Genomic DNA, 24,421 nt, shown 5'->3' on the forward strand with positions numbered 1-24,421 from the left:
CGACCCGTTGCGTTGTTGGAACCGACCGTTTTGCGAAAATATTGACCGTCTGTTAAACGTCTGGCAGACCATGGCTGGACAGCAAGATCGTTTCGAGGTGTTGGCGAACGGCGGGGATTTCGACGCCTTGGACAACGTCGTTAGCGAATGCGAAGATCAGCATCTTGCGAGCGAGATCTTTCGAGACGCCACGTGAACGTAGGTAGTACAACGCGTTCTCGTCGAGTTCACCGATGGTGGCACCGTGGGTGCACTTCACGTCGTCGGCATAAATTTCCAACTGTGGCTTCGTATTGACGACCGCATCGTCGGACAGCAACAGGGCTTGGTTGCTCTGCTTGGCGTCCGTCTTCTGTGCGTCTTGGTGCACGAAGATCTTTCCGTTGAAGACGCCTTTGGCGTGATCGTCGAGGATGCCTTTGTACAACTCGTACGTGTTGCAGTTTGGTTTGGCGTGATCGATCCGCGTGCGGCAGTCCATCAACTGTTCGCCGGTGGGCATGTAGAGGCCGTTGAGCGTCGCGACGATTTCTCCGCCGTCGAGCATGCAGTTGATTTCGTTTCGAGCCATCAACGATCCGAACGAGAAGTAGTGCGAGCGGAATTCGCTGCTGTCCTTCTGGTCGATGTGCGTGGAGGCCACATGCAGCGAATCGGTTTGCTCGTGCTGCAGTTTGTGGTGATCGAGGTCGGCGGATTTGTCGAGTTCGATTTGCGTGATCGCGTTGGTGAAGTAGCCTTCGCCTTCACGACCGAGATAGCTTTCGATGACCGCGGCGCGGCTGCCTTTGCCGAGACGGATCAGGTTGCGAGGATGGCAGACGGTTTGCCCTGATTCGACGCTGAGGAAGATCAGGTGAATCGGACGATCGAGAACGACGCCTTCCGGGATGTCGATCAACGCACCGTCGTTAACGAACGCGGTGTTCAACGCGATGAACGCAGCGGCCTCGTCGGATGTTTCCAACGACAAACGCTCTTGCAGATCGCCCGAGTTTTCGCGGATCGAAGACGCGAGGTTTTCGATCACGACACCTTCGGGCAATTCATGTTGAGTCGACCACTGTGATACGTAGTGTCCATTGACGAACACGAGCCGATGAAACGAATCGTCGAGCTTCGCACGTTGCAGCAACTCTTCGGCGTCACCGCTGGCGAGCGAAATCGATTGCACGTTTTGGTACGGCTTCGCCGCGAGCGATTTCACGTTGGTGAAACGCCAGTCCTCGATGCGTTTGGTCGGAATTCCCAATTCGGTGAAGCGGGTCATCGCAGCCTGTCGCAATTCGGTCAACCAAGCCGGAGCGGTCGCGGACTGCTCGGTTTGAAATTGGTTGAAGGATTCTTGATACGCGTCGTTTTCGGTGGCAATCATTTTCGTCGTTCGGGTTGGTTTCAGTGTTCGGGTTGATCGTGGTCCGGCGACCGGACGCGATTTACGTCAGCGGTGTTAGCTCGCCGCGACGGCTTCGGTTCCTTCGTTGAGGAAGCTGTAACCCTTATCTTCGAGTTCGAGTGCCAGCGATTTGTCGCCGGAGCGAACGATCTTGCCACCGGCCAACACATGAACTTTGTCCGGCACGATGTAGTCGAGCAGTCGTTGGTAGTGAGTCACCACGACGATCGCACGTTCGGGGCTGCGAAGTGCGTTGACGCCTTCGGAGACGATCTTCAACGCGTCGATGTCGAGACCAGAATCGGTTTCGTCGAGAATCGCGAGTTTCGGTTCGAGCATCGCCATTTGGAGAATCTCGTTGCGTTTCTTTTCACCGCCTGAGAAGCCTTCGTTGACGCTACGGTCCATCATGGATTTGTCCATGCCCAACAACGCGAGTTTTTCCTTAAGCATCGCCACGAAATCACCCCGGCTGATCAAAGGCTGTTCGTTGTGTTTGCGGATCGAGTTAATCGCCGCCTTGAGGAAATACTTGTTGCTGACGCCGGAAATTTCGACAGGGTATTGGTAGGCCAGGAAGACACCTTCGGCGGCCCGTTCCTCGATTTCCATGTCCAGCAAATCTTTGCCGTCATAGGTCACTTCACCCTCGGTGATTTCATAATCTTCGCGACCGGCGAGAACGTGAGCGAGCGTGCTCTTTCCCGAACCGTTGGGCCCCATGATCGCGTGGACTTCGCCCGCAGCGACGCTGAGGTTGATGCCCTTGAGGATTTCGGTGTCTTCGCTACGGGCGTGGAGGTTTTTGATTTCTAACATGATGAGTGGTTGAGTGAATCAGGTGATTGGAAATGGGAGGAGCGGAGAACACGTGTTGCCGATGGCGTGCGAATGGGTGATTGCACGCGTCCGGGGTGACCGGACCGGAGGGCTCACGCTCCACCGCGATGGAGTTGTGTTGGTGACGTTTAACCGACGCTGCCTTCGAGGCTGACGTTCAACAGTTTGCGGGCTTCAACCGCGAATTCCATTGGCAACACGTCGTAGACTTCTTTGCAGAAGCCGTTGACGATCATGTTGACCGCGTCTTCGGTCGGCAGTCCGCGCTGGCGGAGATAGTAAATCTGGTCTTCGCCAACCTTCGAGGTGGACGCTTCGTGCTCCACTTTGCCCGTCGTGTTGCGGACTTCGATGTAGGGGAACGTGTGGGCACCGCAGCGGTCACCGATCAACAACGAATCGCACTGCGAGAAGTTGCGAGCGTTGGTCGCGCCCTTCATGATTTTGACTTCGCCGCGGTAGCTGTTCTGGCCAACACCCGCCGAGATCCCCTTGGAGATGATCGTGCTCTTGGTGTTCTTGCCGATGTGAATCATCTTCGTGCCGGTGTCGGCCTGTTGATGATTCGCGGTAACAGCGACGCTGTAGAATTCACCGACGGAGTTGTCGCCTTGCAAGATCACGCTCGGGTATTTCCACGTGATCGCCGAACCGGTTTCGACCTGCGTCCACGAGATCTTCGAATTCTCGCCGCGGCAGGCTCCGCGTTTGGTCACGAAGTTATAGATACCGCCCTTGCCTTCGGCGTCGCCGGGGTACCAGTTCTGGACGGTCGAGTATTTGATTTGAGCGTCGTCCATCGCGACGAGTTCAACCACTGCGGCGTGCAGTTGGTTTTCGTCACGCTTCGGTGCCGTGCAACCCTCGAGATAGCTGACGTAGCTGCCCTCTTCGGCGATGATCAGGGTCCGTTCGAATTGTCCGGTGTTCTGTGCGTTGATGCGGAAGTACGTCGACAATTCCATCGGGCATCGCACACCCTTGGGGATGTAGCAGAACGAGCCGTCGCTGAAGACGGCCGAGTTCAGCGACGCGTAGAAGTTGTCCGAGTAAGGCACGACCGAGCCGAGGTACTTTTGCACCAATTCAGGGAAACGCTGAACGGCTTCGGAGAATGGGCAGAAAATGACGCCGTGCTTTTCGAGAGTTTCGCGGAACGTGGTCACGATCGAAACGCTATCGAAGACCGCGTCGACGGCGACGTTGGCGAGCACCTTTTGCTCTTCGAGCGGGATGCCCAATTTCTCGTACGTTTCCAGCAACACCGGGTCAACTTCGTCGAGGCTGTTCAGCTTCGGCTTTTGTTTCGGTGCGGAATAGTAAACCGACGCCTGGTAATCGATCGGCGGGAATTTGACGTTGTGCCAGTTCGGCTCTTCGAGGGTCAACCAATGACGGTAGGCCTTCAAACGCCATTCGAGCAACCATTCCGGTTCGTTCTTCTTTTGCGAAATCAAACGCACGACGTCTTCACTCAAACCCGCCGGAATGGAATCCGCTTCGATGTCAGTGATGAACCCGTGCTCGTATTCACGCTGGGCGTATTCTTCCAGCAGCGCGTTTTCAGATGACATGGTTTGTTTCTCCGGTGTGGTCATAGGACGCCAGTTTGGGGGGATTCTGTTCCCTGGGATGGGACGGGGGATCGCTCGCGACTGAATTTCGTTTGTATGCTTAAAAACTTCGTTTTCTTAAAAACTATGAGGGCTCGTAAAGTAGCCCGGTTTTCGTCGATGGTGAACCACCACGACGAGGAACAGTTCAGCTCACTAGGGGAGTTTGCCGAGCCATCGTGGCGTTGAGGTCTCGGAACGGTGCCCAATCTGCCGGCAACCGGTCCTCATGGTAAATTGCTTCCTCCGGACACTCCGGCACACAGGCTTCGCAATCGATGCATTCATCCGGGTGGATGTACAGCATGCGAGGTCCCTCGTGAAAACACTCCACCGGGCAAACCACCACACAATCTGTGTGTTTGCAGTCGCAGCAAGGCTCGGCAACAACGTGGGCCATGAGAAATGAACGCGGGAGAGGAGAGGTGTCGAAAAGGAAGCAGATCGAAGGCCGCCGTGCCCCAACGACGGGTGGCAACCTGGAACTTCTTCGATCCATGAATGCACCCGGTGTGCCAGAATACGAATCGCGACCCACCCCGACGACGCAACGCGTTTGAAGCAAACGAGTTAAGAAAATCTTAATGAAAGAGGTGTTTTTTGAAGGGTGACCATATTTGGTCATTCTGGCTGGCGCGGTTTTACCGATTATCGGCTTTTGCCGAGGAACGCCTTGAATCCGCTCGATTTGCTGCTTGTCGATATTTGGTCGTTTGTTCATATTGAGATGGTCTCGAGCCCGCGTTGCAATCCTTCGAGTCCCACGCATTGTCCCCAAATTCTCAGTCGCCAGATTCTCAGTCCGCAGATTCTCAAATCACGGATTCTCAGTCCATGGATTCGTCGAAGCCCGCGTCGCGGCCCTCTGGGTCGGATGCGAGTCGGGCTTCTGAGACGCGATCTGCTGTGACCGAATCTTCTGTGATTTCGGATGCTGCGGCCGAGGCCGCGAGTTACGAGCACCTCGTCGAGCGGATGCTCAGGCAACTCAACATGGGCCACGGCCTCGATGAGTTGCTCGCCTCGGTATTCGATCACCTGGCCGATGTCGTTCCGTCGAACCGTATCGGGGTGGCACTTCTTGAGGAGCCCGCTCACGTGCTCCGGCTCGTTGCGTGTCGGTCCGACGGCGATGTGAAGCTGAAGATCGGATACGCCGCTCGAGTGGAAGGCTCCACGCTGGCGCCTCTGCTAGAGACCGGCGAACCGCGGATCATCTCGGACCTCGATGAATACCTGCGTCACAAACCGGCGTCGAGTTCGACCGAATTGATCGTCCGCGAAGGGATGCGGTCCAGCCTAACGTTGCCGCTGCTCGCCGATGGGAAACCGATCGGGGTGATCTTCTTTTCCAGTCGCGAGAAGAACCGATACAAGACACGGCACGCCGAATTGCTCGGTCGCCTCGCCAGTCCGATCGCGATCGGCGTGGAGAAGACTCGGTTGATCGGGCAGTTGCAGCAGAGCAACGAGGAACTCGCTCGCGCGAACTCGGCGAAGGACGATTTCCTCGACACCTTGCGACTCGAAGTCGACAAGCAGACCGAGCAACTCCGCCGATCGGAGAGCCGGTATCGGTTGCTCGTCGAAATGGGGCAGGTCGTCAATTCGAGTCTCGACATGCGGCAGGTGTTCCGTCATGCCGCGGTGCAGATTCGCAAACACCTCAACTGCGACCGCGTGAGTTTATTGCTGGTGTCCGCCCGGGCGACGTCGCGTCACGGGTTTGCTCTGGAGTTCAACGGGGACCGGCATCATTGGGCCGAAATCCCGACGCAGCCGCTGCCGGGGTCCGCGTTCGATTGGGTGATGCAACACCGGGTTCCCCAGGTCGTCCGGTCGCTCAAGGAAGCCCAGGCGTTCCCCGAAGATCGGCGATTGTTCGAAGTCGGTTACGGATCGAAGGTCTATCTACCGTTGTTGTCGCGTGAACAGAGCGTCGGCGTTTTGGGCATCGTGTCTCGCAAGGAACATCAACCCGACCAATGGGATTTGGAGCTGTTGCGAGAGATTTGTAGCCAGTTATCGATCGCGCTGGACAACGCGTCCGCATACAGCGAAATCGATCGATTGAAGAGTGAGCTGGAACAACAGAACGTGTACCTCCGCGACGAGATTCGCACCGATCATGATTTCGGAAACATCATCGGCGACTCGCCCGCGATGCGGCAAGTTCGTGTCGCGGTCGAGCAGGTCGCGTTAACAGATTCGACGGTCTTGATTCTCGGTGAAACGGGGACAGGAAAGGAGTTGATCGCTCGAGCGATTCACGACGGAAGTGCGCGCCGCGAAAATTTGATGGTGAAGGTCAACTGCGCCTCGCTGTCGCCGTCGCTGATCGCGAGCGAGTTGTTCGGTCACGAGGCGGGTGCGTTCACGGGCGCTACCGAGCGACGTCGTGGTCGGTTTGAGTTGTCGCATCACGGCAGTATCTTCCTCGATGAAATCTCGGAGGTCCCGGCGGAAACGCAAGTGATGTTGTTGCGTGTGTTGCAGGAACGGGTGATCGAACGCGTCGGCGGCAGCGAGCCGATCGATGTCGACACACGTGTGATCGCGGCCAGCAACCGGAACTTGAAAACCGCTGCCGAAGAAGGTCGCTTTCGCGATGATCTCTACTATCGCCTCAACGTCTTCCCGATCGTCGTTCCGCCGCTGCGTGAGCGTCGGGAAGACATTCCGGCGCTATTGAATCATTTCATTGGCCGCTTTTCCGCACGCATGAACAAGAGCATCACCCGCGTGGACCGTCGTGGGATGGAGGTGCTGATGCAGTACGATTGGCCGGGCAACGTTCGCGAGCTTGAGAACATTATCGAACGTTCGATGATCATCAGCCGCGGCGACACGCTTTCGCTCGACGCGTCGTGGTTGTCGGGCAGTGTCGTCTCAGGCGGAATTGCCTCCAGTGGTGAAACGCTGGGCGGCGATATGTCATTTGGAGGTTCCGGTTTCTCCGGTGCAACGGATGGCGCGTATGGGACTCTCGCGGAAATCGAAAGGCAAGCCATTCTTGACGCGCTCGAACGTTGCGGCGGGAAGGTTTATGGCCACGATGGTGCCGCCGCCGCGTTGGGGCTCAAACCCACAACGTTGTACGGCAAGATGCGAAAACAGAAAATCAAAACCAGCCGCCAGCACGAGTGATGTGCCAGCGAGCTGGTGATGATGGGACCCATTTAGATTTCGAGAATGTTCTCGGGTCGGTGTTTTCAGCACCGTCAGTTCACCGTGTTGCACGCCGACGGCATGGCTGACGGCATGGCCGACCAATCGCCCGACGGGGCACGTTGATAGGACATGCCGTCGTGGATCGCGACCAAGTGCAGCCAGCCGCCCTCGACGAGTTCCGCGACGGGAAGGTGTTTTTGAAGCACTCGGTCGATCGATTCCAGCGGCGCCGCGATGATCACTTGCAACCGCATCGGTGCGTGCTGATACGCGGATCCCGTGTGGACCGATTGCCATGGCAGCCCCGTCATCAGGTCGCCTCCGTTGCCCGACAAAATGCCGAACCGACCGACCACGTTGTGGACCGTCTTGCATCCGCTTCCGAAGTGGGCGTTGTCGACCGTGGACGCGTAGTACTGCATGTTGATCCAGTGAGCCACGACCATCGGTGCGGTCATGATGGACTCCAGGACTTTGCCCTCGGGGTCTTGTTGCCAATCATAACTGTGGAGGAAGGAACGGCCGTCGAGATTCACGTCGCGTGTCAGTGACCGTGGAGCGACGATGAATGCCGCGTTACCCGCCAACGCCCACTCCGGTCGCACCTCGGACCAATCGCCCGCCCGTTGGATAAGTTTTTCGACCGTGTCGCTGGCGACGATCGGAAGTCGTTCGAGTCGTGTCTGCTCGCTCGCGTTGTCGGCGATCTCGGTCAATTGTTGAACGTGATCCCGGTGTGATTCCGGAACGTCGTCTGCGTGAAAAAATGTGATGCTGTCGGTGGCGGTGTTGTGAAGTCCGGCGACGAAGAGCGTGTCGTCGGGAATCATGATCCCGCGGTTCGCCAAAATCGTTCGGATGGAATGTTGGTTGAGAAGCATTGCGGCCAGTCTCGCATTCGGTTCACCGGAGTGACCTCCGCATGCACCGCAATCGAGTCCCGCGGCGAGTGGATTGTTGTCCGTTTGGCTGGCGTGCCCACAGAACACGACCAACGACGCGAAGTCTTCGGTCAGGCCCATGTTGCGAAGTATCGATTCGGCGAGGTCGGCTTGCTGGGTGAGTGTGATCCCCTGATGGTTGAGGCCTCGAAGCGTTGGTCCGAGTTGATCTCGTTCGTGGTCGGGCACGGCGTCGTAACGATGGTCGTTGGAGCCGGCTTTACCGAACGCTCGCGATGCGAGTTTCCAGCCGTACAGCAACCCGGTCGACTCGACGAATGAGAAACACCCGATGCCGCTGGTCGAGTACTCGTTCCAGGTTTGACGCCAAGTCCGTGTTTGTTTTCGCTTTGAAATGACGCTCGGTTCGTGTTCTTGATGGGGCAACCCTTCGTGCAATTTGAATTTCGGTTTGATCAATACCGGCACATGAGCGTCTCCGGTGGTTTGTCCGATCGACACTGATTGAATCGGCATGCCGAAGAAGCCGGCAAATCCAAGAGTGTCGATCTGGTCGGAAAGGGATTCGAGTTGGCGTCGGATTCGTTCGGATCGAACGTCGATGCAAAACACCATCTGCGCGAGTTTGCGTTGGGGCGGGCTCGCAAGATCCGACGTTTCGTGATGCGGTGAGAAGGGTTTCTCGCACATCGAATCGAGGAGGTTGTTGCGGAACGCGATTTCGCTGGCTCGCAGGAGCACCAGTCGAACGACGGCTTCCTCGTTCCCGTTTGTTCGGCCAATACCCGCCGGCCAATTCTTGTCCACCAATCCCGAGAGATCGATTTCAATCGATTCGCTCTCGGCCAGTGCGACATCGTAGGCCAACCGGATGGCCAGCAGGCCGACCAGGTCGTTCTCGCTGAACGAGTCGTTTGACACGGGGGCGTTCCCTTTCCAGTTCGTTTGATACTTCGTCCAGGCACTCCACCCGGGGATCGAGAACGCTTGGCAAAGCAGGAACGAAGACCAGAGTGGTTGCGGGACATTCAACCGCGTCAAGAGTTCGGTGATGGCGGTTTCTGGCATCGCGGGCAACTTCGCAATGAACTGGCGAATCCCTCGCAGACCGAGGATCTCGATGTTCCGGTCATGGGGTGCGACCGTTCGCCAAGCTTGGTAGAGCGACAAGTGCGCCACGGGGCTCGCCCAAACCGATTCGCCTTCGTCGTAGTGTGCCGCACAATGTTTCGATACTTCGTCGCGAATCGCTTCGCTCCAATCGATGCTGTGTGACGTGGTTGCAATTTCCGCAATCGTTCGCAGACGCGGTTGCACCTTTTGTTCGCGGATTCCGGGATTTTCCGAATTGGAATTTTGGGCGAGTAGGTCGCAGGTGTCCTGCGCGTCGAGCGATGTTGTGATTTGTTGTTCGGCCAATTCCTTCATCGATTCCGCGATGTCGTCGGCGGTAAAACGGCCTTCGCGGTAGGCGTCTCGGTAGTACTCGATTCCCATCAGGGTTTCGCAATCTGAAAAGGATTGTAAAAGGGAACGTGCCTCCAAAAAGCTGTTCGCTGAGAGTCCCGCGTAGGGATTCACCGCCACGTAATCCCGCAGCGGCCAAACCGGTGCGATCACATCGCTGACCCTTTTGAGCGCTTCGCGGATGGTCGTGCCGAAACCGGATGTTCCAGGTTCGGATCGCGAGATGATCTTTGCGACCGCTGCTTTCATCGGCGACGCGGGAGCGTTTTGAGTCATTACGTTCGACATGAGATTCCTTTGGTGGAAGTTGAGTCAGGTGGAGTGGATCGACGAAAAGGGATCAGGTGAATTTGCAGGGGATTGGGCAACAAACGAGGTCAACTCGAAACGAGTGGTCCGAAAACGCGTCGGATAATGCTGTCGAGATAGAAGCCGTTGGCGGCGTGGATTTGCCATCGTTCGAAGCGAGACGATTTCCACGGCGTTGTCGCACGAAGTTGAATCGCCAGAAGCATTCCGAAACCGAATGCGACCGCCACTGCGACGAACAGTTGCCAGGTCGGCGACGTGGCGGCCGGCAGACTCGCTGAGACGATTTTGTCGACGCCGCAAAAGCTCGCCGTGTAGGCGAAACACATCGCCGCGGTCACCGCGACGGACCGCATGACCAGCTTAGATTCGCCTGAGGCCATCACTCGCTGCATCCAGTAGGCCAGAGAAACACAGAGGACGCCGCCGAGTAGGAGTCCGCCCGGTTTGGCCAACGGGTTGATTTGAAAGACCACAAAAGCCGCCGTTAACGCTGCCGTCGAGATCAACACTGAGCCTGCGACTTGTTTCCACGTTTCACCAGTATTCGTGGTGGGATGGGAAGTAACCACAGACGGATGAACGTTCGAGGGAGTCAATGAACCGTGTCGCAGGCCGGTGTTATGCGGCAAGACATGTTCGGGCGCAGATCGTGGCGTGGCAGCGCCCCGTGTTGCGGCCTGCTGCGTCAGGACGCTGCCGCTGCTCAGGAACGCGTGTGCTTTGTAGAGCGAGTGGGCGATGATGTGCAGCATCGCGGCCGAGAACGCACCGAGCCCGCATTGCAACATCATGAATCCCATCTGGGCAATCGTTGAATATGCGAGTGACTTCTTCACGCTTGTCTGCGTCAACATCACCACGGCGCCGAAGCAAGCTGTTAGCCCGCCGATAAAGGCGAGCATTGTCATTGCCGTGGGCGTCAGTGCGAGGATCGGGCTGGTCCGGATCAACAGGTAGCCACCCGCGTTGACGATGCCAGCGTGCATCAGTGCGGAGACAGGAGTGGGCGTCTCCATCGTCAACGGCAACCAAGTGTGAAACGGAAATTGTGCGGACTTCGTAATCGCACCGGCGACCAAGAGAAAGCAGGCCGCTTGAATGCCGGGCGTGGCGGTCACGGTGGATCCTGCGGCGGCGAGCAGTTCAGCGAATTCGAGCGTGCTGAACTCTCGATAGATCAGCGTGATCGCGACCAACAAAGCCGCATCACCGATTCGGCTGATTGTGAACTTGGTCCACGCCGCTCGCCGAGCTGCAGGACGATCGCCGTAGTGCAGCAGCAGTTGATGTAGCCCCAGGCTCGTCATCACCCATGCCGTGACGAACATCAGGAGGTTTCCCGAAATCACCATCAGGCAAACCGATCCGATCGTGAAGCTGGTCCACCGGTAGTAGCGACCTTGGGATGGTTCGCCGTCGAGGTAACGCATCGAATAGCGACAGATGACCCATCCGACGAAAGACACCAACGCGAACATCAATGCGGCGACGCCGTCGTAGTGAACCGAAACTGTCAGCGGCAAATCATCCGAAAGTCGCAGCAGCGTCGCGTCGGCGGGTTGCGTCGTTCCCAGGCCCAGCGTCTCTGCCGATCCGAAGGCCGTGGACATTCCCAGCGACAACAACATTGCGGCGGCAACCAAGGCTTGCCCACCGGCGAGGAACGTGACCCAGCGGCGATACCGAACCACTTCGCCTTTGGCGAGCGAGCGGGGGACGCATGCCGTCGCGATCAGGGTGACCGGAAGCAGAAAACCAAGCGACAGAAACCAACTCATTGCGTGAACTCCAATTTGCGGTATGGGATACGCGAATAGTAAAGCACGACATGCCTGTCGTCAATTCAGTTTCGTTGTTTTGGCGGCGAATCTTGATCGAATCCGGTCAGTTTGCCTCCGAAATCGCATGAAAACCCGCTTTTTACTGCGTCTTTTTAATCCCGCGAATTTTGTTTCGTGAATTCGATGGTATGTTTTGTGGAATGCGAGCGGCCACGGAGGCGCTTCGACTGCATTTCACTCGCGGACAGGCGGAATTTTTGATCATGAAGCGATCGGCAACTCGATCAACGGCAACGGCCTCGAAAGAGACCGGAAAAGAGCAACCGGCGCGAGAAACGTCGGCTCTCAAGGTGGCAAAGGGTGCGGCGGAGAAATCAACCGGAAAGAGCGAATCCCCGGCGAGTCGGTGGACATTCCTCACCAATCACGCGCACGTGCTGATCACGCTGCACGGCGATCCCGATTTGGTACTCCGGGAAGTCGCGTTGAAAGTCGGCATCACCGAACGGGCGGTCCAGCGGATTGTGCAGGATCTGGAAGACGAGGGGTTTATCCGCCGAGAGAAAGTCGGCCGGAAGAACCACTACGAAGTCCTGCCGGATGAGCAATTGCGTCACCCGATCGAAGCCCATCGAACGATCGGCGATCTGTTAAAGCTGATCCACGGTTAATCCGTTTCGACGCTCGCGATCAGGTTGGGGCGAATCGCTGACTCTAGGTTGCAGTTGCAGGTAACAGGTAGGCTGGACGCCGGGACGCAGGGTGTCGATGCGTGGGGAACCTGTTTGCGATTGGACTTGGTCTTGCTGCGTTCTGATTTTGCACCGGGCGGCGTGCTGGTCGCCGCGCCCGGGAACAAAGGGTCACGCTACAGAATGTTGCCAGGGCGATAGGCGGCCGCGTCGGGGTTGGCGTCGACGAGTTTGGCGATCTTGGCGTTCACCTTTTCGATCTGTTGAGCCGCGTTGCCGATGAACTCGATCGGTGCGCCGATTGCCGCACTCAGTTGTTCTCCGGTCATCGGGATTCGGTCGTCTTCGGCGAGACGTTCGAGCAGATCGTTGTCGTCACGACCGGTGTCACGCATCGCGAGGGCCGCCGCGACGGCGTGTTCCTTGATCGCTTCGTGTGCGGTTTCGCGACCCACGCCGGCTTTGACTGCGGCCACCAAGATTTTGGTCGTTGCGAGGAACGGCAGGTACCGGCGAAGCTCACGCTCGATCACCGCGGGGTAAACGCCGTAGTCAGCGAGCACGGTAAGGAACGTTTCGAGTTGTCCGTCGATCGCCAGAAACGCGTCCGGCACGGCAACACGTCGCACGACACTGCAACTGACGTCGCCCTCGTTCCACTGGTCGCCGATCAAACCGCCGACCATGGCGAGGTAACCACGCAACAACACGCAGAACCCGTCGATTCGTTCGGCTGATCGAGCGTTCATCTTGTGCGGCATCGCCGACGATCCGACTTGGCCGGGCCGGAAACCTTCCGTCGCCAGTTCCGCACCCGCCATCAAACGCAGCGTCCGGGCAAAGTTCGCGGGCGCGGACGAAAGCTGCGTCAGTGCCGAGACGACATCGAAATCGAGCGATCGTGCGTAGACTTGTCCAACGCTATCGAACACCGACGTGAACCCGAGACGTTCGGCGATACGAACGTCGAGTTGGTCGAGTTTGCTGGCGTCGTTTTGGAACAGGTCGAGCATGTCCTGCTGTGTCCCGACGGGGCCCTTGATGCCACGCAGAGGATAGCGGGCGATCAATTCGTCGATGCGTTGGTGCGCAACTAACAATTCTTCGGCGATGTTGGCGAACCGTTTGCCGACCGTCGTGACTTGGGCGGGGACGTTGTGGCTGCGTCCGGCGATCGCCAATTCGGCGAATTCCGACGCACGTTCGGCGACCAACGATAACGACGTCACGATCCGGTCGCGGACGAGCATTAGGCCCGAGCGGATTTGTAGTTGTTCGACGTTTTCGGTTAAATCGCGGCTCGTCATTCCTTTGTGGACGTGCTCGTGTCCGGCCAGCGCGTTGAACTCTTCAATGCGGGCTTTGACGTCGTGCTTGGTGACCCGTTCGCGATCATCGATCGATTGCAGATTCACTTGATCGACGACTTTGCGGTACGCATCGATCACGTCATCAGGGATCGAAACGCCGAGATCGTTCTGGGCTTCCATCACCGCGATCCACAATTTTCGCTCTTGGATCACCTTGGCTTCGGGGGACCAGATTGCGACCATCGCGTCGCTGGCGTAACGGGAGGCGAGGACGTTAGGCAAAACGGTGGGCATTGGGGCCGGCACGAAAATCTCCGAAAAAAGAGCGGGCAAGCGGACTTGCGAGAGTTGAAATGGATCGCGATCGGTCTCGTGTCAGGCGACACTTTGGGAAATTCACGGAAGGCGACGGGCAAGAATATAGTCTCTCATTCGCTGAGGACGAATGACGGGCCCGCCGGGGGATCTACTGGCAATCGCGGCGTCAGGGTAAACTCGTCGCCATGACCTTGACCAGCCACGCGATCGTCCTCTTGGCAAAGTTATTCAGCGGTTTCACCGTTCGCTGGATCGACTGCCAACCGGACACCTGCCAACGCATTTATTTCGCCAATCACACCAGCCACCTCGATGCGGTGGTGCTGTGGTCGGCGTTACCGAAAGAGATCCGCGCGTTGACGCGTCCGGTGGCGGCGAAGGATTATTGGAGCGGCGGATGGTTCAAACCCCATATCGCGGCGAGTTTCAACGCTCTGCTGATCGACCGCAAAGAGATCCGGGTTCACAAGAGTCCGATCGACAGCATGATTCGCCAAATGGGCGATATCTATTCGCTAATCGTGTTCCCCGAAGGCGGTCGGAGCGCCGGGGAAGAAATGAGTGATTTCAAAAGCGGGCTGTATTACTTGGGCAAAAAACGACCTGATCTTGAATTGGTTCCCGTTTATATGGAAAACCTCAACCGGATCTTGCCGCGTGGCGAGGTTTTGCCCGTGCCGCTGCTTTCGTGCATCACGATCGGAGCTCCGATTTTCCTCGAAGCGGGCGAACCCAAAGCCGACTTTTTGCGGCGAGCCCGACAATCGGTTTTGCAACTGAAAGATCTTTAACCCCCTCAAAACGGATTCATCGAATGAGTGATGGTAGCGATCAAAACCCCAACCGTGCCCCGTGGACGACGCCGGGCGGTGCGGGAGACCCGATGAACAATCCCGCTTCGGGCCCCTACGCACCTCACGAGGCCGCAGCCGGACAACGCGAGCCAAAAAAGGGGCTCGGTTGTTGGGTGTGGGGATGTCTCGGCGCGATCGTCTTCATGCTGCTCGCGATGGTCGGTCTCGGTGTCGGTGGGTATTACTTACTCACCACGCAGGTCGCCAAGTACACCGACACTCAGGCCGCCGAAATGCCGGTCGTCGAAATGGATGAGGAAGAACTCAGCGCATTGGAGACCCGCATCGAATCGTTTACCAATCAAGTTCGTGGTGAACAAAGCGTCAACGTGGGGGAGGACGTCGATGTTGATGCCGATGGCGAATCGGATACCGACAGCGAAGAACTCGCCACTGGTCAATTGCCGGTCCGCGAATTGGAACTGACCGCGAAAGAGATCAACGGTTTGATCGCATCGAAACCGGAGTTGAAGGGACGCGTGTTCGTCGAAATTGAAGACGGGCGGGTGTTTGGTAAGGTCAGCATTCCGACAGATATGTTCCCGGGAGGCGATGGGCGATTCTTTAACGCCGATGGAGAATTTGATGTCTCGATGCAAGACGGCATTCTGGTCGTGCGGTTGATCGACGCGAGCGTCAAGGGCGAACAGATTCCACAACAGATTCTCGACCAGTTTGCCCTCGAAAACTTGGCCAAGGACGTCTACAAGAATCCAGAAAACGCAGAGATGCTGAGGAAGTTCGAAACCATCGAAGTCGAAGGCGAGTCGATCATTCTGAGGCTCCGCGAACCAGACTCGACGTCGCCCCAAGAAGAGACTTCTGCCGAAGAAGAAGTCGAAGCGGCGGAGGAAGGCGAACCCGTTGCCACGTAGCGACGATTCAGTCGCCTGTCGCAATTCGGGGAAGAACGATGACGCGGTCGTCGTTCCCTGGCCGATCGGGCCGGTGAAACGGTGACTACCGCGTTAAAGCTATCGCAACGCGATTGAGATCCAACCGTCGGTGAAGTCGATCGCGGATACCTTCAGCACGCGTCCTGCCAACGTGGGCAGTTTGACCGACGGGGGCATCGGAAAGCTGCGGTGTAGGAGTTCTTTCGGGAAGAGATCGTTGAAGCTCTTTTCCATGTTGGTTTTGATCGCCGTTTGGCTGATCGTGAGCCGGCGTGTGCCGGGGAACGAAAGGTCGACTTCTTCATCGCGGATCAACCACATCTCCTCGTCGCTGATGACCGGTCGGTAAGTTGCGGCGACTTCCAGAGTGCGACTGATTTCGCGGTCACCTTGCGAGAAACGTGTACCACGCAATCCGATTCGCAGTGACTGGTCGACCGCTTCGACGAACACGGGGCGGAAATCGTGTAAGTCGACTTCGAATTCTTCCGGTGGTTCAGCTTCGGCGACCGCCTCGACCACATCGTCGACGCTGAGATCGTCGATATCGAGATCGAGCGGTTCGACGCCGCTGCTGGTCACGGCCGCCTTGATTGCGGGTGACGATGTGACTTGCGCGGGGATCGGGATTCCCAATGCCGCCACCAATTCATTGATCTTGGCAGGCGAGAGCGTTTGTCCGGCGAGCAGATTGACGATCGTGTTGTCCAGCACGCTCTGATGCACTTGCACGGCACTGAAGTAACCACCGGGATGCACGCCCTCGCCATCGACCGAACGGATGGAAGCGAGCGGCGGTGGTTCGGCTAACGCGGCGAGACCGAAGGGACGTTGGAGGTTCGCGCGTGAATAGACGGCTTCGCTCGTCGATCCGATTGATCGCGTCAGCGTTGGAAAATCGAGTCGGAGGAACCATGGCGTGATGGCCTCATCAATACTTGGGAACTCGCGTTTGGCGGCTTCGGCGGTTTGTTCGTCGAATCCTTCTAACGTTTGGTCTCGCAGTTTGTTACTCGAAATGGCCTCGGCAAGTGGTCGTTGTTCGGCGGCTTTCCGCAACGCGATTTTCCGCACGAGTTTGAGCGGATGGTTGATCCGTCTGATTTGTGTCGACAGATCCGCGGTCGCAATGGTCTCACCGAGAGTGATGCCTTTCTCCGTGATTGCGAATTGCCGGGCCGCGTACACCTTGCCGAGGCCTGTGGTGTCCAGCGTGATCGGTTTATGAAATCCACGAGCGGTCGAGGTGAACGTGCCGTCCATCCGAACCATCAACCGAACATATTGATCCGAGGGCAGCAGTTGCGACGTGACGTGCCCGGTGATTCGGGCGCGACCGAGCATTCGAGTGCCGAGGATACAATCGTTGACGTCGTTGGGATTGTTGATCGGTCGACTCAACGCGTCAGTGATCGTGCGTCCGTCGACCCATCCGCGTAAGTTCGGTTTGCTGAAGTGCGAACGGATTTGCGAGACCAACGCGGTCGCTTGATTGGCGTCGGAGAGGCCTCCGAGCAGACGCTCTAACTGGGCAACGTCTTCGGCCGACAATTCGCTCAGCGGTCGTGGCGATCGGATCGGTTCGGAGGACTCGGAGGTCGCTCCTTTCTCAGACGTCTCTTCGGGAGCGAACAGGTCGCTCAATGCGTCGAGTTGTTTGTTGATCGACGCGAGGCCTCGTTTCGGATCGGAGTATCGCAGCGCCGCGATGTAGTGTTGAACGGCCGTGCGAAGGTTCACCAATGGGGCCAGTTCCAAGCCCGTGTGAATGCCCCGCAAACGTGACTCGAGTTCGACGGCGGGACGGCCTCGGCGGGCGATCGACTCTTCGTTCTCGATCGCCTCCATCAACGGGCCCATCGTCAAGTAACGCAGCCACGCGGACTTGTTCGAGGAATTGGTCGACCGTTCGAAGTACGATTCCACCGCCGCCATTCGTGTGACCACTTCGGCTTCGGCGCGAACGAGGTCCGGCAGCGTATCGGGGTTCAGTTCGCCGCGAGCTCGATCGATCGCGTTGAGCAATTCGGTGACTTGGTCGATCGGGTTCGTGGGGCTGGCCACGGTCTCCAGCAAAATCGCTCCCTCGGGCAGCGGCGGATATTGCGGCGCGGCGAAGGAATGCGAAAGCGGGGCGTTCTCGACGATCGGCCATCCGGCGGTCGCGGTCGCTACTACGGGAGCCATGTCACCAGGAGCCATGACCTGGAAAACGGCGGCGGTGGCGAGAACGATCGAAAAACCGTGTTTTTGGAGCATGGATGTTCTAGGCGGACTGCGGGGAATGTGGGCTTCGCCAGTTTAGCTAGTTTGGCAATAAAAGCACGGAGTGCGACCAGGAATCACAGCACGAACGGTGCCAGTCCGCCAGATTCCGCATTTTGCTGACTAACCCGTGGACGCGAGAACACCGCTATACTGCCTAGGGAACGTTCTTTTGCACTGTTTGATGGGAATTTTGATGACCGACGCCGGACTGGCCAAATCGATCGTTCGCGCGGCGCGATCGGCGAGTCTCGGGACGATCGAATCCGACGGCGGTCCGTTCGTCTCGCTGGTCACCGTGGCGGCGACGTCCGGTTCAGATCCCGAATCGGTGCCGACCGTGTTGATGCTGTTGAGCGGATTGGCCCGGCACACCCAAAATCTGAACGCAAACGCGTCCGCCTCGCTGTTGCTCGCCGAGGCTCCCTCTGGAACGACTGGCGAACCTCTGGCCGCGGCCCGTGTGACGTTGGTGGGGACGGTTAAGAAGCTCGAGTCAGGATCTGATGCTGAAGCCCGAGCAGTTTTCCTCGACGCTCACCCGTCGGCGGAACTGTACGCCGGGTTCGGTGATTTCGCGATCTATGAATTCTCAATCACGACGGCCCACTTGGTCGCGGGTTTCGGGCGTATCGAAACCGTCTCAGCCGATCAGTTGTAAAGACGCGTGATTTGGTTGGCTGTTCCCTTTTCGTCTTAGAATGGAGGCACGGTTTTTCGAACTTGCTTACGCGTTCCTTTGTCCGCAATCCTTTTCACCTCGCTAGGCCTCACTCAACATGGCGTCCCAACCTGATAAGCCCAATGTCGAAACAGACGATGTTCCCGAATCATCCCAAAACGGCGAACTGCAAGAAACGCTGCCCGGATCTTTGTCGCAGCACGTGACCAACGATGTAGACAAAAAGCAAATCGCTCAGTTCGTCACCACGATCAAGAATTCAGAGCAGCAGGTCGGTGAAAACATCATCGCGGCGTTGCAGCATGAGAACACCGTCGCGGTATTAACGACGGTGGTGATCGGTCCCGACGGAAACCAACGGGTGATTTCCGCGGCACTGGATCCGCAACGCATGAAACAGGTGCAAGAGATTCTTAGCGACGCCGAGGCCGAGCGTGTCGATGAGGAACCGTGTTTCGGGTTCCACTGCCTCGTTAAACCGAAGACCCCGGAAACGTTAGGGTAGTTCTCGGATGCGAAGCTTGCGGAACTGAATCGGCGAGCCTTCGCTTTCGAGGCAGAGGTAACCTTGGGCCGGTTCGATGTCGGTGCCTCCGGAAACCTCTTCGCCGTTAACCCACAATCGCACCTCGCCGTTGATCGCCCGGACGTAGTACTGGTTCCATTGTCCGTGTCCCTTTGCCAAATGTTTGCGAGGAAAGCTGCGGCTTCCATCGGGTGAGAGCGGAGGGAACGGGGTCATTTGGACACGCACCGGAAAGACGTCGCCATTGGTTCCGAACCACGACGTGTCTTTGCCACGTTGGCGGATCATGTCGGTGTACCCGTGGTCGAGCATTTGAACTTCGATGCCGTCAGGCAGACCCGGTTTGGCAGCCTCAGTTAGTTTCTCGATCGATTCGGGAGTCGTCCAAACGAAACATCCCGAGTTGCCCGCTGGTTTCTCATGCATCCATTCGACCACGAGTTCGAAGTTCTCGTACTGTTTCGCAGTCCTCAGGACACTCACCGGTCTACCCGTGCAGTGCAGCACTCCATCGTGCCAACTCCACGTGTCGTCGTTGCTGTTGACGTGGGCGAAGTCATCTTCGGTCAATGAAGTCCACCCAGGTTGGGTGTCGTCCATCGCGGCGTGCACCGAATCGGTCGCAGCGGTCGTATCGCCGGTTGGTTCTTTTGCGATCCAACCGTTCATTTGCATCCAAGCCTTGCAGGCATCAGGCCACTGATCGACGGGGCGATCCCCGCGATACATTCCGAACCCGTGACCGCCGCGATCATAGATATGCAGTTCACCGGGAATGTTGTGTTTTTGCATCGCCGCATAAAACCGCAGGCTGTTTTCGACCGGAACCGCTTTGTCGTCGCCGGCGTGCATGAGAAATGTCGGGCAGGTCGACTCGTTGACTTGTTCGTCACGCGACATTTCACGCGAGAGTTCCTCGGTGGGAGAGTCGCCCAATAGGTTTCTGCGCGAACCTTGATGAGTGACGCCTTCCCGCATGGAAATGACGGGATAGACGAGGACGGCGTAGTTGATGTCGGCCTCTTCGTCGGTCGCGACGCTCGCCGCGAGATGGCCACCGGCTGAGAATCCGAGAATGCCCATTTGGTCGGTTTTGAGGTCCCATTGCGCTGCGTTTTCTCGCATGATCGCGATCGCTCGACGTGCGTCTTGCAAGGGAACGGGATGCTGGTTCGCACCGCCGCCACAGCGATACTTCAACACGCCCGCGGTGACACCTTGTTCGGCCATCCACTGAGCGACCGCGTGTCCTTCCTTTTCGATCGATAATCCGCCGTATCCGCCACCGGGGCAAATAACAATGCCCGTCCCCGTATTGGACTCAGGTGTTGGCCGATAGACCGCGAGAGTCGGGCGGTTGATCTTCGTCATCCAGCCGTTGGAAACTCCCCGTGCTTCGAAAACTTCCGTATTGTCTGACTCCGTATTCCCCAATTCCGAATCGCTCCACAGTGAAAACGTTTGGTAGGGCGGCGAAGCCTTTGCGGAATCATCTGCGTGCGAATTCACGGCTGCGAAGAGAGGAAGCATTAGGCAACAGAAGAGGCGCATGCCTTGGGTGGGATAGGAGGGCAACATCGTTCTCGTGGGGAATGGGGGAGGGAAAGTTGACATGACAGTGTCGGTAAACATGCGTTTTAGAGTGGTTATTTCGACGTCGTTGGTTCCGTCTGACGCCATACGGGGCGGGCGTTTGCGGTGATTTCTTGGTCCGCGGCGACCATTCTGGCTTTGAGTCGTTGAGCGATTTCGGGTTCGCTGGCAAACCGATTGTCCTTCTCACCGATGTCGTTGCTGAGGTCAGAGAGGATGCGATTGATCGAACTGGCATCCTGGCCTTTCTTGGTGCCTTGGATCTTCTTGCCCGGCACGGGTTTTTCCAGCAGTTTCCAGTTCCCCACTCGGATGCCTTCGAGCAATCCTTTTGAGGAGTAGAAAACGAGTTCATTTCGAGGCGACTCGTCGCTGGCGAACGTGCTCGAAATATCGTAACCGTCGATCGTGATGTCGGTGGGCAGCGGATGATCGGTTACCGCCGCGATCGTTGGGAGGAGATCCATCGTTGACGTGAACGCGTCGGTGGTGGTGCCCGCGGGGATCCGTCCAGGTGCCCACATGACGCAAGGAACTCGTTGGCCGCCTTCGAACGTGGTGCCTTTGCCGTCTCGCAGTGGGCCCGCGGTTCCGCCGTGGTTCTTGAAACGTAACCACGGTCCGTTATCACTGGTGTAAACGACCATCGTGTTTTCCGACAATCCGAGTTCTCGAACCGTGTCCATCAACCGTCCGACTTCCGCGTCGATGTGCTCAATCACGCATTTGTACGCGTTCTTGGGATTGGGGTCGTAGACATCATCGGGGACGTACAACGGAATGTGTGGCATCGAATGCGGCAGATACAAAAAGAATGGTTGTTCCTGATTCGCAGTGATGAACTCGATCGCCCGGTCGGTGTATCGGCGAGTGATCGTTCGCTGGTCGACGGGGAGTTCGATGATGGATTCGTTTTCATACAATGGCGTTTGCCAAAGGTTCACGCAGGATTCTTGGTCGGCCCATAGTTCGTCCGACGCGTTGCGTGGTTTGTTTTGGTTGGCCGGATGGTTCATGTCGTTGGAGTACGGGATTCCATAATAGGAATCAAAACCGTTTGCCCGAGGAAGGACCTCAGGGTGGTGACCGAGATGCCACTTGCCCACGCAGGCGGTCGCGTAGCCGGCCGATTTCAAATGGTCCGCGATGGTGTATTCCGCCGCGTTAAGACCGTAGTCGCTCTTGGGGAACAAAACGTGACGGTGCATGCCGACGCGTTTGGGATAACAACCGGTGAGCAATGCCGCACGTGAGGGCGAACAGACCGAACATGCGGTGTAGAAGCTCGTGTACGTGCGGCCTTCTTTCGCCATGCGGTCAATGTTGGGTGTCGCGATTGTCGTCGAACCGAAGCAACCCAAATCACCGTAGCCTTGGTCGTCCGTGAAAATGACGATTACGTTGGGGCGTTCTGCGGATTCCGTTTCACCTTCCGCGGCGTTGGCAGCGTTGATCTGACCAAACGAAACGAACCACGCCAACACCAATGCGGCACAGGCCGATAGGACGCCAGCGATTGGTTCTCGTGTAGCGGGCACATTGCGGGTTGACGCAATCAGCATCGACGTGAGCGGTGCCGGGAGGAGACGTGACGGGGGCAGAGGTGGCATGGGGATCCTCGGTGAAACGGCTAACGACGGAAGGCAGATGCTGACGCCTTCGAGAACTCAAACGAGATGACTCAAGGATGCATCGGGTGGGGAGTGACGGCGGGTTAGGGAGGTAGGATGCGGAGGCGGGTCGGGCTTTGCCGGATTGCTCAATGGCATCGCTCGCGGTCCCAACAGCATAGACCGACCGGCGCCGTCATGCATCAATGAGAAGGCATTCTCGGCGTTTGTCTCGCAGTTTCGATTTGCCAGACGTGTCAGGAAAATCACAGAGTGTCCGTTTTGCATCGTTCGAATGTGCCGCGAGTCAAGATCGTACTGTTTTGGTTTGACGCCGAAAAAGTTGCTAGCCCGCAGAGCGTTTGGTGGGCGTGCCAGTTTGACGGGTGACGAGAGCATTCCGAAAATAAATAAAGCCGATGACGCCAGACGTCGGGGAATTGAATTCTAATGAATTCAGCTACTGTGTTCGGGCACGTCATCATTTGAGATGCTCGAGATCAAGTGTCATCAGCATTATCGATCGACAAACGAATTCATATTCTCGCTGTTCTTTGTCCTTCGCACTCGCGCTGATGACGCCACGTGCCGTTATTTGGCAGCATCGATGAAGGTGACTTCAACGCTTTCGGCGAGGTGGGGATTCGGTGAAATGCGAATGGGCTTACCGCTCGTGGCGGTTAGGTTTTCTATCTTGATGCTTTGACACCACGCGTACGGAAAAGCAGCGTTTGATTGCGAGTTTCCGCCGGGGTCCGAGAAGAGGTAGATGCCTTCATAGGCGTCCGAGTGATTCGAGTCGTCGACGTGCAGTCCGTTGATCTTGATCGTGTGAGGCATGAAGCAGCGGTAACCGAAGTCGTGAGTGCCGTCGTTTCGTAGGTTAAACAGATGCGGATCGCACTTCTTTCCGGAGTTGGGAATCCACTGGCAATCGCGAATGATGATGTCCCCGTTCCAGGTGCTGCCATAGTCGTCACGGAAATTGATGAGCGAGCGACCATGCAGTGTCGAGTTTTCGACCGTGAGGAGACCGCGTCCGATCGCGTTCAAACCCATGTAACCGAGCGTGCAACCACGGATTTCATAGCGTCCTGAGACGCCCATGTGCGTGTCCATGCGATTGAGCACGCAGTTTTCCAGAACAATGTTCTTGCAAAAATTCGTCCCGATGACTCCCCAGCGAGAACGGTCAGTGATGTTCTCCATCCGGCAATTGATCATCGTGAAATTGACCACGCCGTTGGCACTGTAGTCGTAGGATCCCATGCTGACGGGTTTGCCAGCGGCGCCGATCGTGCGATAGGTCTTGTGCGCGGTGGCGAAGCAATTGCGCAGGGTCACGTTCGCGCATTCTTTGACGTTGATGAATCCTGAATAAGGATGCCCCGTCGCGGTTTCGCCGACGACGTGGTGGACGATTCCGTCAACTTCGGTATTGGATCGCGTAATCAGAATGTTACGTTGCCAATAGTTGTAACCCACGTCCTGCTTCATTCGGTTGGCGGTGGTGGTGAAGATGCCACCGCGTAGGAACAATCGCGCCTGATCGATCGGAAACGCCGCCGCCCGGTCGATTTTGTCGTAATCCCAATCAATGTCTCCCGTGATCCGTCCGTCACGGTGGAGTATGAAACTGTCACGCTGGGAGGTTCCGGAGTTCTGGTTGTTTCCGCGCCGGATGTAACGTTTGATGTTTTGGTTTGTCACCGTGACGTAGCAATCCGTGTCGATCGCCAGGTCCAAATGTTTCTGATCACGTTTGAGTTTTTGGATCGTCAATTCCTCAGGTCGCAGTCGGCTGCGAACCTCGAATAGCGTCCGTTTGTGATCGTCCACATCGGTGTCGTCGATGATGAAACGCGACGTGCTCCAGTCGGTGTCCGTCATGATGACCGCAGTCAACGCCGTGCGACCGAGGTGGTAGGTCGCGTTGGGGTTGCTCGCGACGGCCATGTCGTTGGCGTTGGCATGTTCGTGCGTTCGAACGATTGCGGGCAGGTCATCGTGGACGCCATCACCGACGGCGCCAAAGTCCTCATACGCGACCACGCCCGCATCGGGGGCCGCGTCGTTTACCTGAGTGGGAAACGATAGGAATGTGCTGACACAAACGAACGTGAGCAGCAGGATGTGTCGGAGGACGTTCATCGGTTGTTTGCTTCCATCAGACGTTTGCTTTCATCGTGCCAG

At 57.2% G+C, this 24,421-nt stretch carries 17 protein-coding genes; 6 read left to right on the forward strand and 11 right to left on the reverse strand.

Annotated elements, in window-relative coordinates; genetic code table 11:
• Nucleotides 1-52: 52 nt before the first annotated feature.
• The 4 genes from sufD to FHS27_RS31805 all read right to left on the reverse strand — a co-directional run bounded on the left by sufD (nt 53) and on the right by FHS27_RS31805 (nt 4,249).
• The gene (gene sufD / locus FHS27_RS27250; protein WP_184309011.1) at nt 53-1,375 is read right to left on the reverse strand and encodes a Fe-S cluster assembly protein SufD; all 1,323 of its coding nucleotides are present in this window, start codon (nt 1,373-1,375) and stop codon (nt 53-55) included.
• Nucleotides 1,376-1,450: 75 nt separating this feature from the next.
• On the reverse strand, nt 1,451-2,215 hold the full coding sequence (gene sufC / locus FHS27_RS27255) for a Fe-S cluster assembly ATPase SufC (RefSeq protein WP_009096796.1): 765 nt from the start codon (nt 2,213-2,215) through the stop codon (nt 1,451-1,453).
• A gap of 149 nt (nt 2,216-2,364) precedes the next feature.
• On the reverse strand, nt 2,365-3,810 hold the full coding sequence (gene sufB, locus FHS27_RS27260; RefSeq protein WP_160167281.1) for a Fe-S cluster assembly protein SufB: 1,446 nt from the start codon (nt 3,808-3,810) through the stop codon (nt 2,365-2,367).
• A gap of 187 nt (nt 3,811-3,997) precedes the next feature.
• A complete protein-coding gene (locus tag FHS27_RS31805) occupies nt 3,998-4,249 on the reverse strand; it encodes a 4Fe-4S dicluster domain-containing protein (protein WP_184309013.1) in 252 nt (83 codons plus the stop codon).
• 506 nt (nt 4,250-4,755) lie between these two features.
• On the opposite strand from FHS27_RS31805, the gene FHS27_RS27270 reads away from it, so the two are divergent.
• Nucleotides 4,756-6,996: a sigma 54-interacting transcriptional regulator gene (locus tag FHS27_RS27270; RefSeq protein ID WP_315854711.1), complete on the forward strand. Its 2,241-nt coding sequence runs from the start codon at nt 4,756-4,758 to the stop codon at nt 6,994-6,996.
• Nucleotides 6,997-7,070: 74 nt separating this feature from the next.
• On the opposite strand, the gene FHS27_RS27275 is transcribed toward FHS27_RS27270, so the two are convergent.
• Both FHS27_RS27275 and FHS27_RS27280 read right to left on the reverse strand, forming a co-directional pair.
• Nucleotides 7,071-9,677, reverse strand: a complete 2,607-nt coding sequence (locus FHS27_RS27275) for a YbcC family protein (RefSeq protein ID WP_184309015.1) — start codon at nt 9,675-9,677, stop codon at nt 7,071-7,073.
• An 89-nt stretch (nt 9,678-9,766) separates the two neighbouring features.
• Nucleotides 9,767-11,479, reverse strand: coding sequence for a proton-conducting transporter transmembrane domain-containing protein (locus FHS27_RS27280; RefSeq protein ID WP_184309017.1), 1,713 nt, complete (start codon nt 11,477-11,479; stop codon nt 9,767-9,769).
• A gap of 191 nt (nt 11,480-11,670) precedes the next feature.
• On the opposite strand from FHS27_RS27280, the gene FHS27_RS27285 reads away from it, so the two are divergent.
• Nucleotides 11,671-12,153, forward strand: coding sequence for a helix-turn-helix transcriptional regulator (locus FHS27_RS27285; protein ID WP_184309019.1), 483 nt, complete (start codon nt 11,671-11,673; stop codon nt 12,151-12,153).
• A gap of 197 nt (nt 12,154-12,350) precedes the next feature.
• On the opposite strand, the gene purB is transcribed toward FHS27_RS27285, so the two are convergent.
• Nucleotides 12,351-13,778 (reverse strand): adenylosuccinate lyase, encoded by a 1,428-nt coding sequence (gene purB, locus FHS27_RS27290; RefSeq protein ID WP_184309084.1) that lies wholly within the window; start codon nt 13,776-13,778, stop codon nt 12,351-12,353.
• 209 nt (nt 13,779-13,987) lie between these two features.
• Between purB and FHS27_RS27295 the strand changes: the two genes are divergently transcribed.
• Together FHS27_RS27295 and FHS27_RS27300 are read left to right on the forward strand one after the other, a co-directional pair.
• The gene (locus FHS27_RS27295) at nt 13,988-14,593 is read left to right on the forward strand and encodes a lysophospholipid acyltransferase family protein (RefSeq protein ID WP_009096812.1); all 606 of its coding nucleotides are present in this window, start codon (nt 13,988-13,990) and stop codon (nt 14,591-14,593) included.
• A 23-nt stretch (nt 14,594-14,616) separates the two neighbouring features.
• Nucleotides 14,617-15,531 (forward strand): hypothetical protein, encoded by a 915-nt coding sequence (locus FHS27_RS27300; RefSeq protein ID WP_184309021.1) that lies wholly within the window; start codon nt 14,617-14,619, stop codon nt 15,529-15,531.
• A 99-nt stretch (nt 15,532-15,630) separates the two neighbouring features.
• On the opposite strand, the gene FHS27_RS27305 is transcribed toward FHS27_RS27300, so the two are convergent.
• The gene (locus FHS27_RS27305) at nt 15,631-17,811 is read right to left on the reverse strand and encodes a hypothetical protein (RefSeq protein ID WP_184309023.1); all 2,181 of its coding nucleotides are present in this window, start codon (nt 17,809-17,811) and stop codon (nt 15,631-15,633) included.
• A gap of 202 nt (nt 17,812-18,013) precedes the next feature.
• On the opposite strand from FHS27_RS27305, the gene FHS27_RS27310 reads away from it, so the two are divergent.
• Together FHS27_RS27310 and FHS27_RS27315 are read left to right on the forward strand one after the other, a co-directional pair.
• The gene (locus tag FHS27_RS27310; protein WP_246421063.1) at nt 18,014-18,478 is read left to right on the forward strand and encodes a HugZ family pyridoxamine 5'-phosphate oxidase; all 465 of its coding nucleotides are present in this window, start codon (nt 18,014-18,016) and stop codon (nt 18,476-18,478) included.
• A 118-nt stretch (nt 18,479-18,596) separates the two neighbouring features.
• Nucleotides 18,597-19,004 carry a hypothetical protein gene (locus FHS27_RS27315; RefSeq protein WP_009096817.1) on the forward strand — a complete coding sequence of 136 codons (408 nt, stop codon included), beginning with the start codon at nt 18,597-18,599 and terminating at the stop codon, nt 19,002-19,004.
• Here the strand turns inward: FHS27_RS27315 and FHS27_RS27320 are convergent.
• The 3 genes from FHS27_RS27320 to FHS27_RS27330 all read right to left on the reverse strand — a co-directional run bounded on the left by FHS27_RS27320 (nt 18,996) and on the right by FHS27_RS27330 (nt 24,379).
• Nucleotides 18,996-20,534, reverse strand: a complete 1,539-nt coding sequence (locus FHS27_RS27320) for a family 16 glycoside hydrolase (protein ID WP_315854713.1) — start codon at nt 20,532-20,534, stop codon at nt 18,996-18,998. The genes FHS27_RS27315 and FHS27_RS27320 overlap by 9 nt on opposite strands.
• Before the next feature lie 137 nt (nt 20,535-20,671).
• Nucleotides 20,672-22,228: a sulfatase family protein gene (locus tag FHS27_RS27325; protein ID WP_246421065.1), complete on the reverse strand. Its 1,557-nt coding sequence runs from the start codon at nt 22,226-22,228 to the stop codon at nt 20,672-20,674.
• Between the two features lie 591 nt (nt 22,229-22,819).
• The gene (locus FHS27_RS27330) at nt 22,820-24,379 is read right to left on the reverse strand and encodes a hypothetical protein (RefSeq protein WP_184309029.1); all 1,560 of its coding nucleotides are present in this window, start codon (nt 24,377-24,379) and stop codon (nt 22,820-22,822) included.
• Between the last annotated feature and the right edge of the window lie 42 nt (nt 24,380-24,421).

This window comes from Aporhodopirellula rubra (assembly GCF_014192335.1).
GTDB classification, from domain to species: domain Bacteria; phylum Planctomycetota; class Planctomycetia; order Pirellulales; family Pirellulaceae; genus Rhodopirellula; species Rhodopirellula rubra.

Bases quoted from the DNA above. Each gene is read 5' to 3' on its own strand.
- sufD (WP_184309011.1), bottom strand. From the start codon at position 1,375: ATGATTGCCACCGAAAACGACGCGTATCAAGAATCCTTCAACCAATTT.
- sufC (WP_009096796.1), bottom strand. From the start codon at position 2,215: ATGTTAGAAATCAAAAACCTCCACGCCCGTAGCGAAGACACCGAAATC.
- sufB (WP_160167281.1), bottom strand. From the start codon at position 3,810: ATGTCATCTGAAAACGCGCTGCTGGAAGAATACGCCCAGCGTGAATAC.
- FHS27_RS31805 (WP_184309013.1), bottom strand. From the start codon at position 4,249: ATGGCCCACGTTGTTGCCGAGCCTTGCTGCGACTGCAAACACACAGAT.
- FHS27_RS27275 (WP_184309015.1), bottom strand. From the start codon at position 9,677: ATGTCGAACGTAATGACTCAAAACGCTCCCGCGTCGCCGATGAAAGCA.
- FHS27_RS27280 (WP_184309017.1), bottom strand. From the start codon at position 11,479: ATGAGTTGGTTTCTGTCGCTTGGTTTTCTGCTTCCGGTCACCCTGATC.
- FHS27_RS27285 (WP_184309019.1), top strand. From the start codon at position 11,671: ATGTTTTGTGGAATGCGAGCGGCCACGGAGGCGCTTCGACTGCATTTC.
- purB (WP_184309084.1), bottom strand. From the start codon at position 13,778: ATGCCCACCGTTTTGCCTAACGTCCTCGCCTCCCGTTACGCCAGCGAC.
- FHS27_RS27295 (WP_009096812.1), top strand. From the start codon at position 13,988: ATGACCTTGACCAGCCACGCGATCGTCCTCTTGGCAAAGTTATTCAGC.
- FHS27_RS27300 (WP_184309021.1), top strand. From the start codon at position 14,617: ATGAGTGATGGTAGCGATCAAAACCCCAACCGTGCCCCGTGGACGACG.
- FHS27_RS27305 (WP_184309023.1), bottom strand. From the start codon at position 17,811: ATGCTCCAAAAACACGGTTTTTCGATCGTTCTCGCCACCGCCGCCGTT.
- FHS27_RS27310 (WP_246421063.1), top strand. From the start codon at position 18,014: ATGACCGACGCCGGACTGGCCAAATCGATCGTTCGCGCGGCGCGATCG.
- FHS27_RS27315 (WP_009096817.1), top strand. From the start codon at position 18,597: ATGGCGTCCCAACCTGATAAGCCCAATGTCGAAACAGACGATGTTCCC.
- FHS27_RS27325 (WP_246421065.1), bottom strand. From the start codon at position 22,228: ATGCCACCTCTGCCCCCGTCACGTCTCCTCCCGGCACCGCTCACGTCG.
- FHS27_RS27330 (WP_184309029.1), bottom strand. From the start codon at position 24,379: ATGAACGTCCTCCGACACATCCTGCTGCTCACGTTCGTTTGTGTCAGC.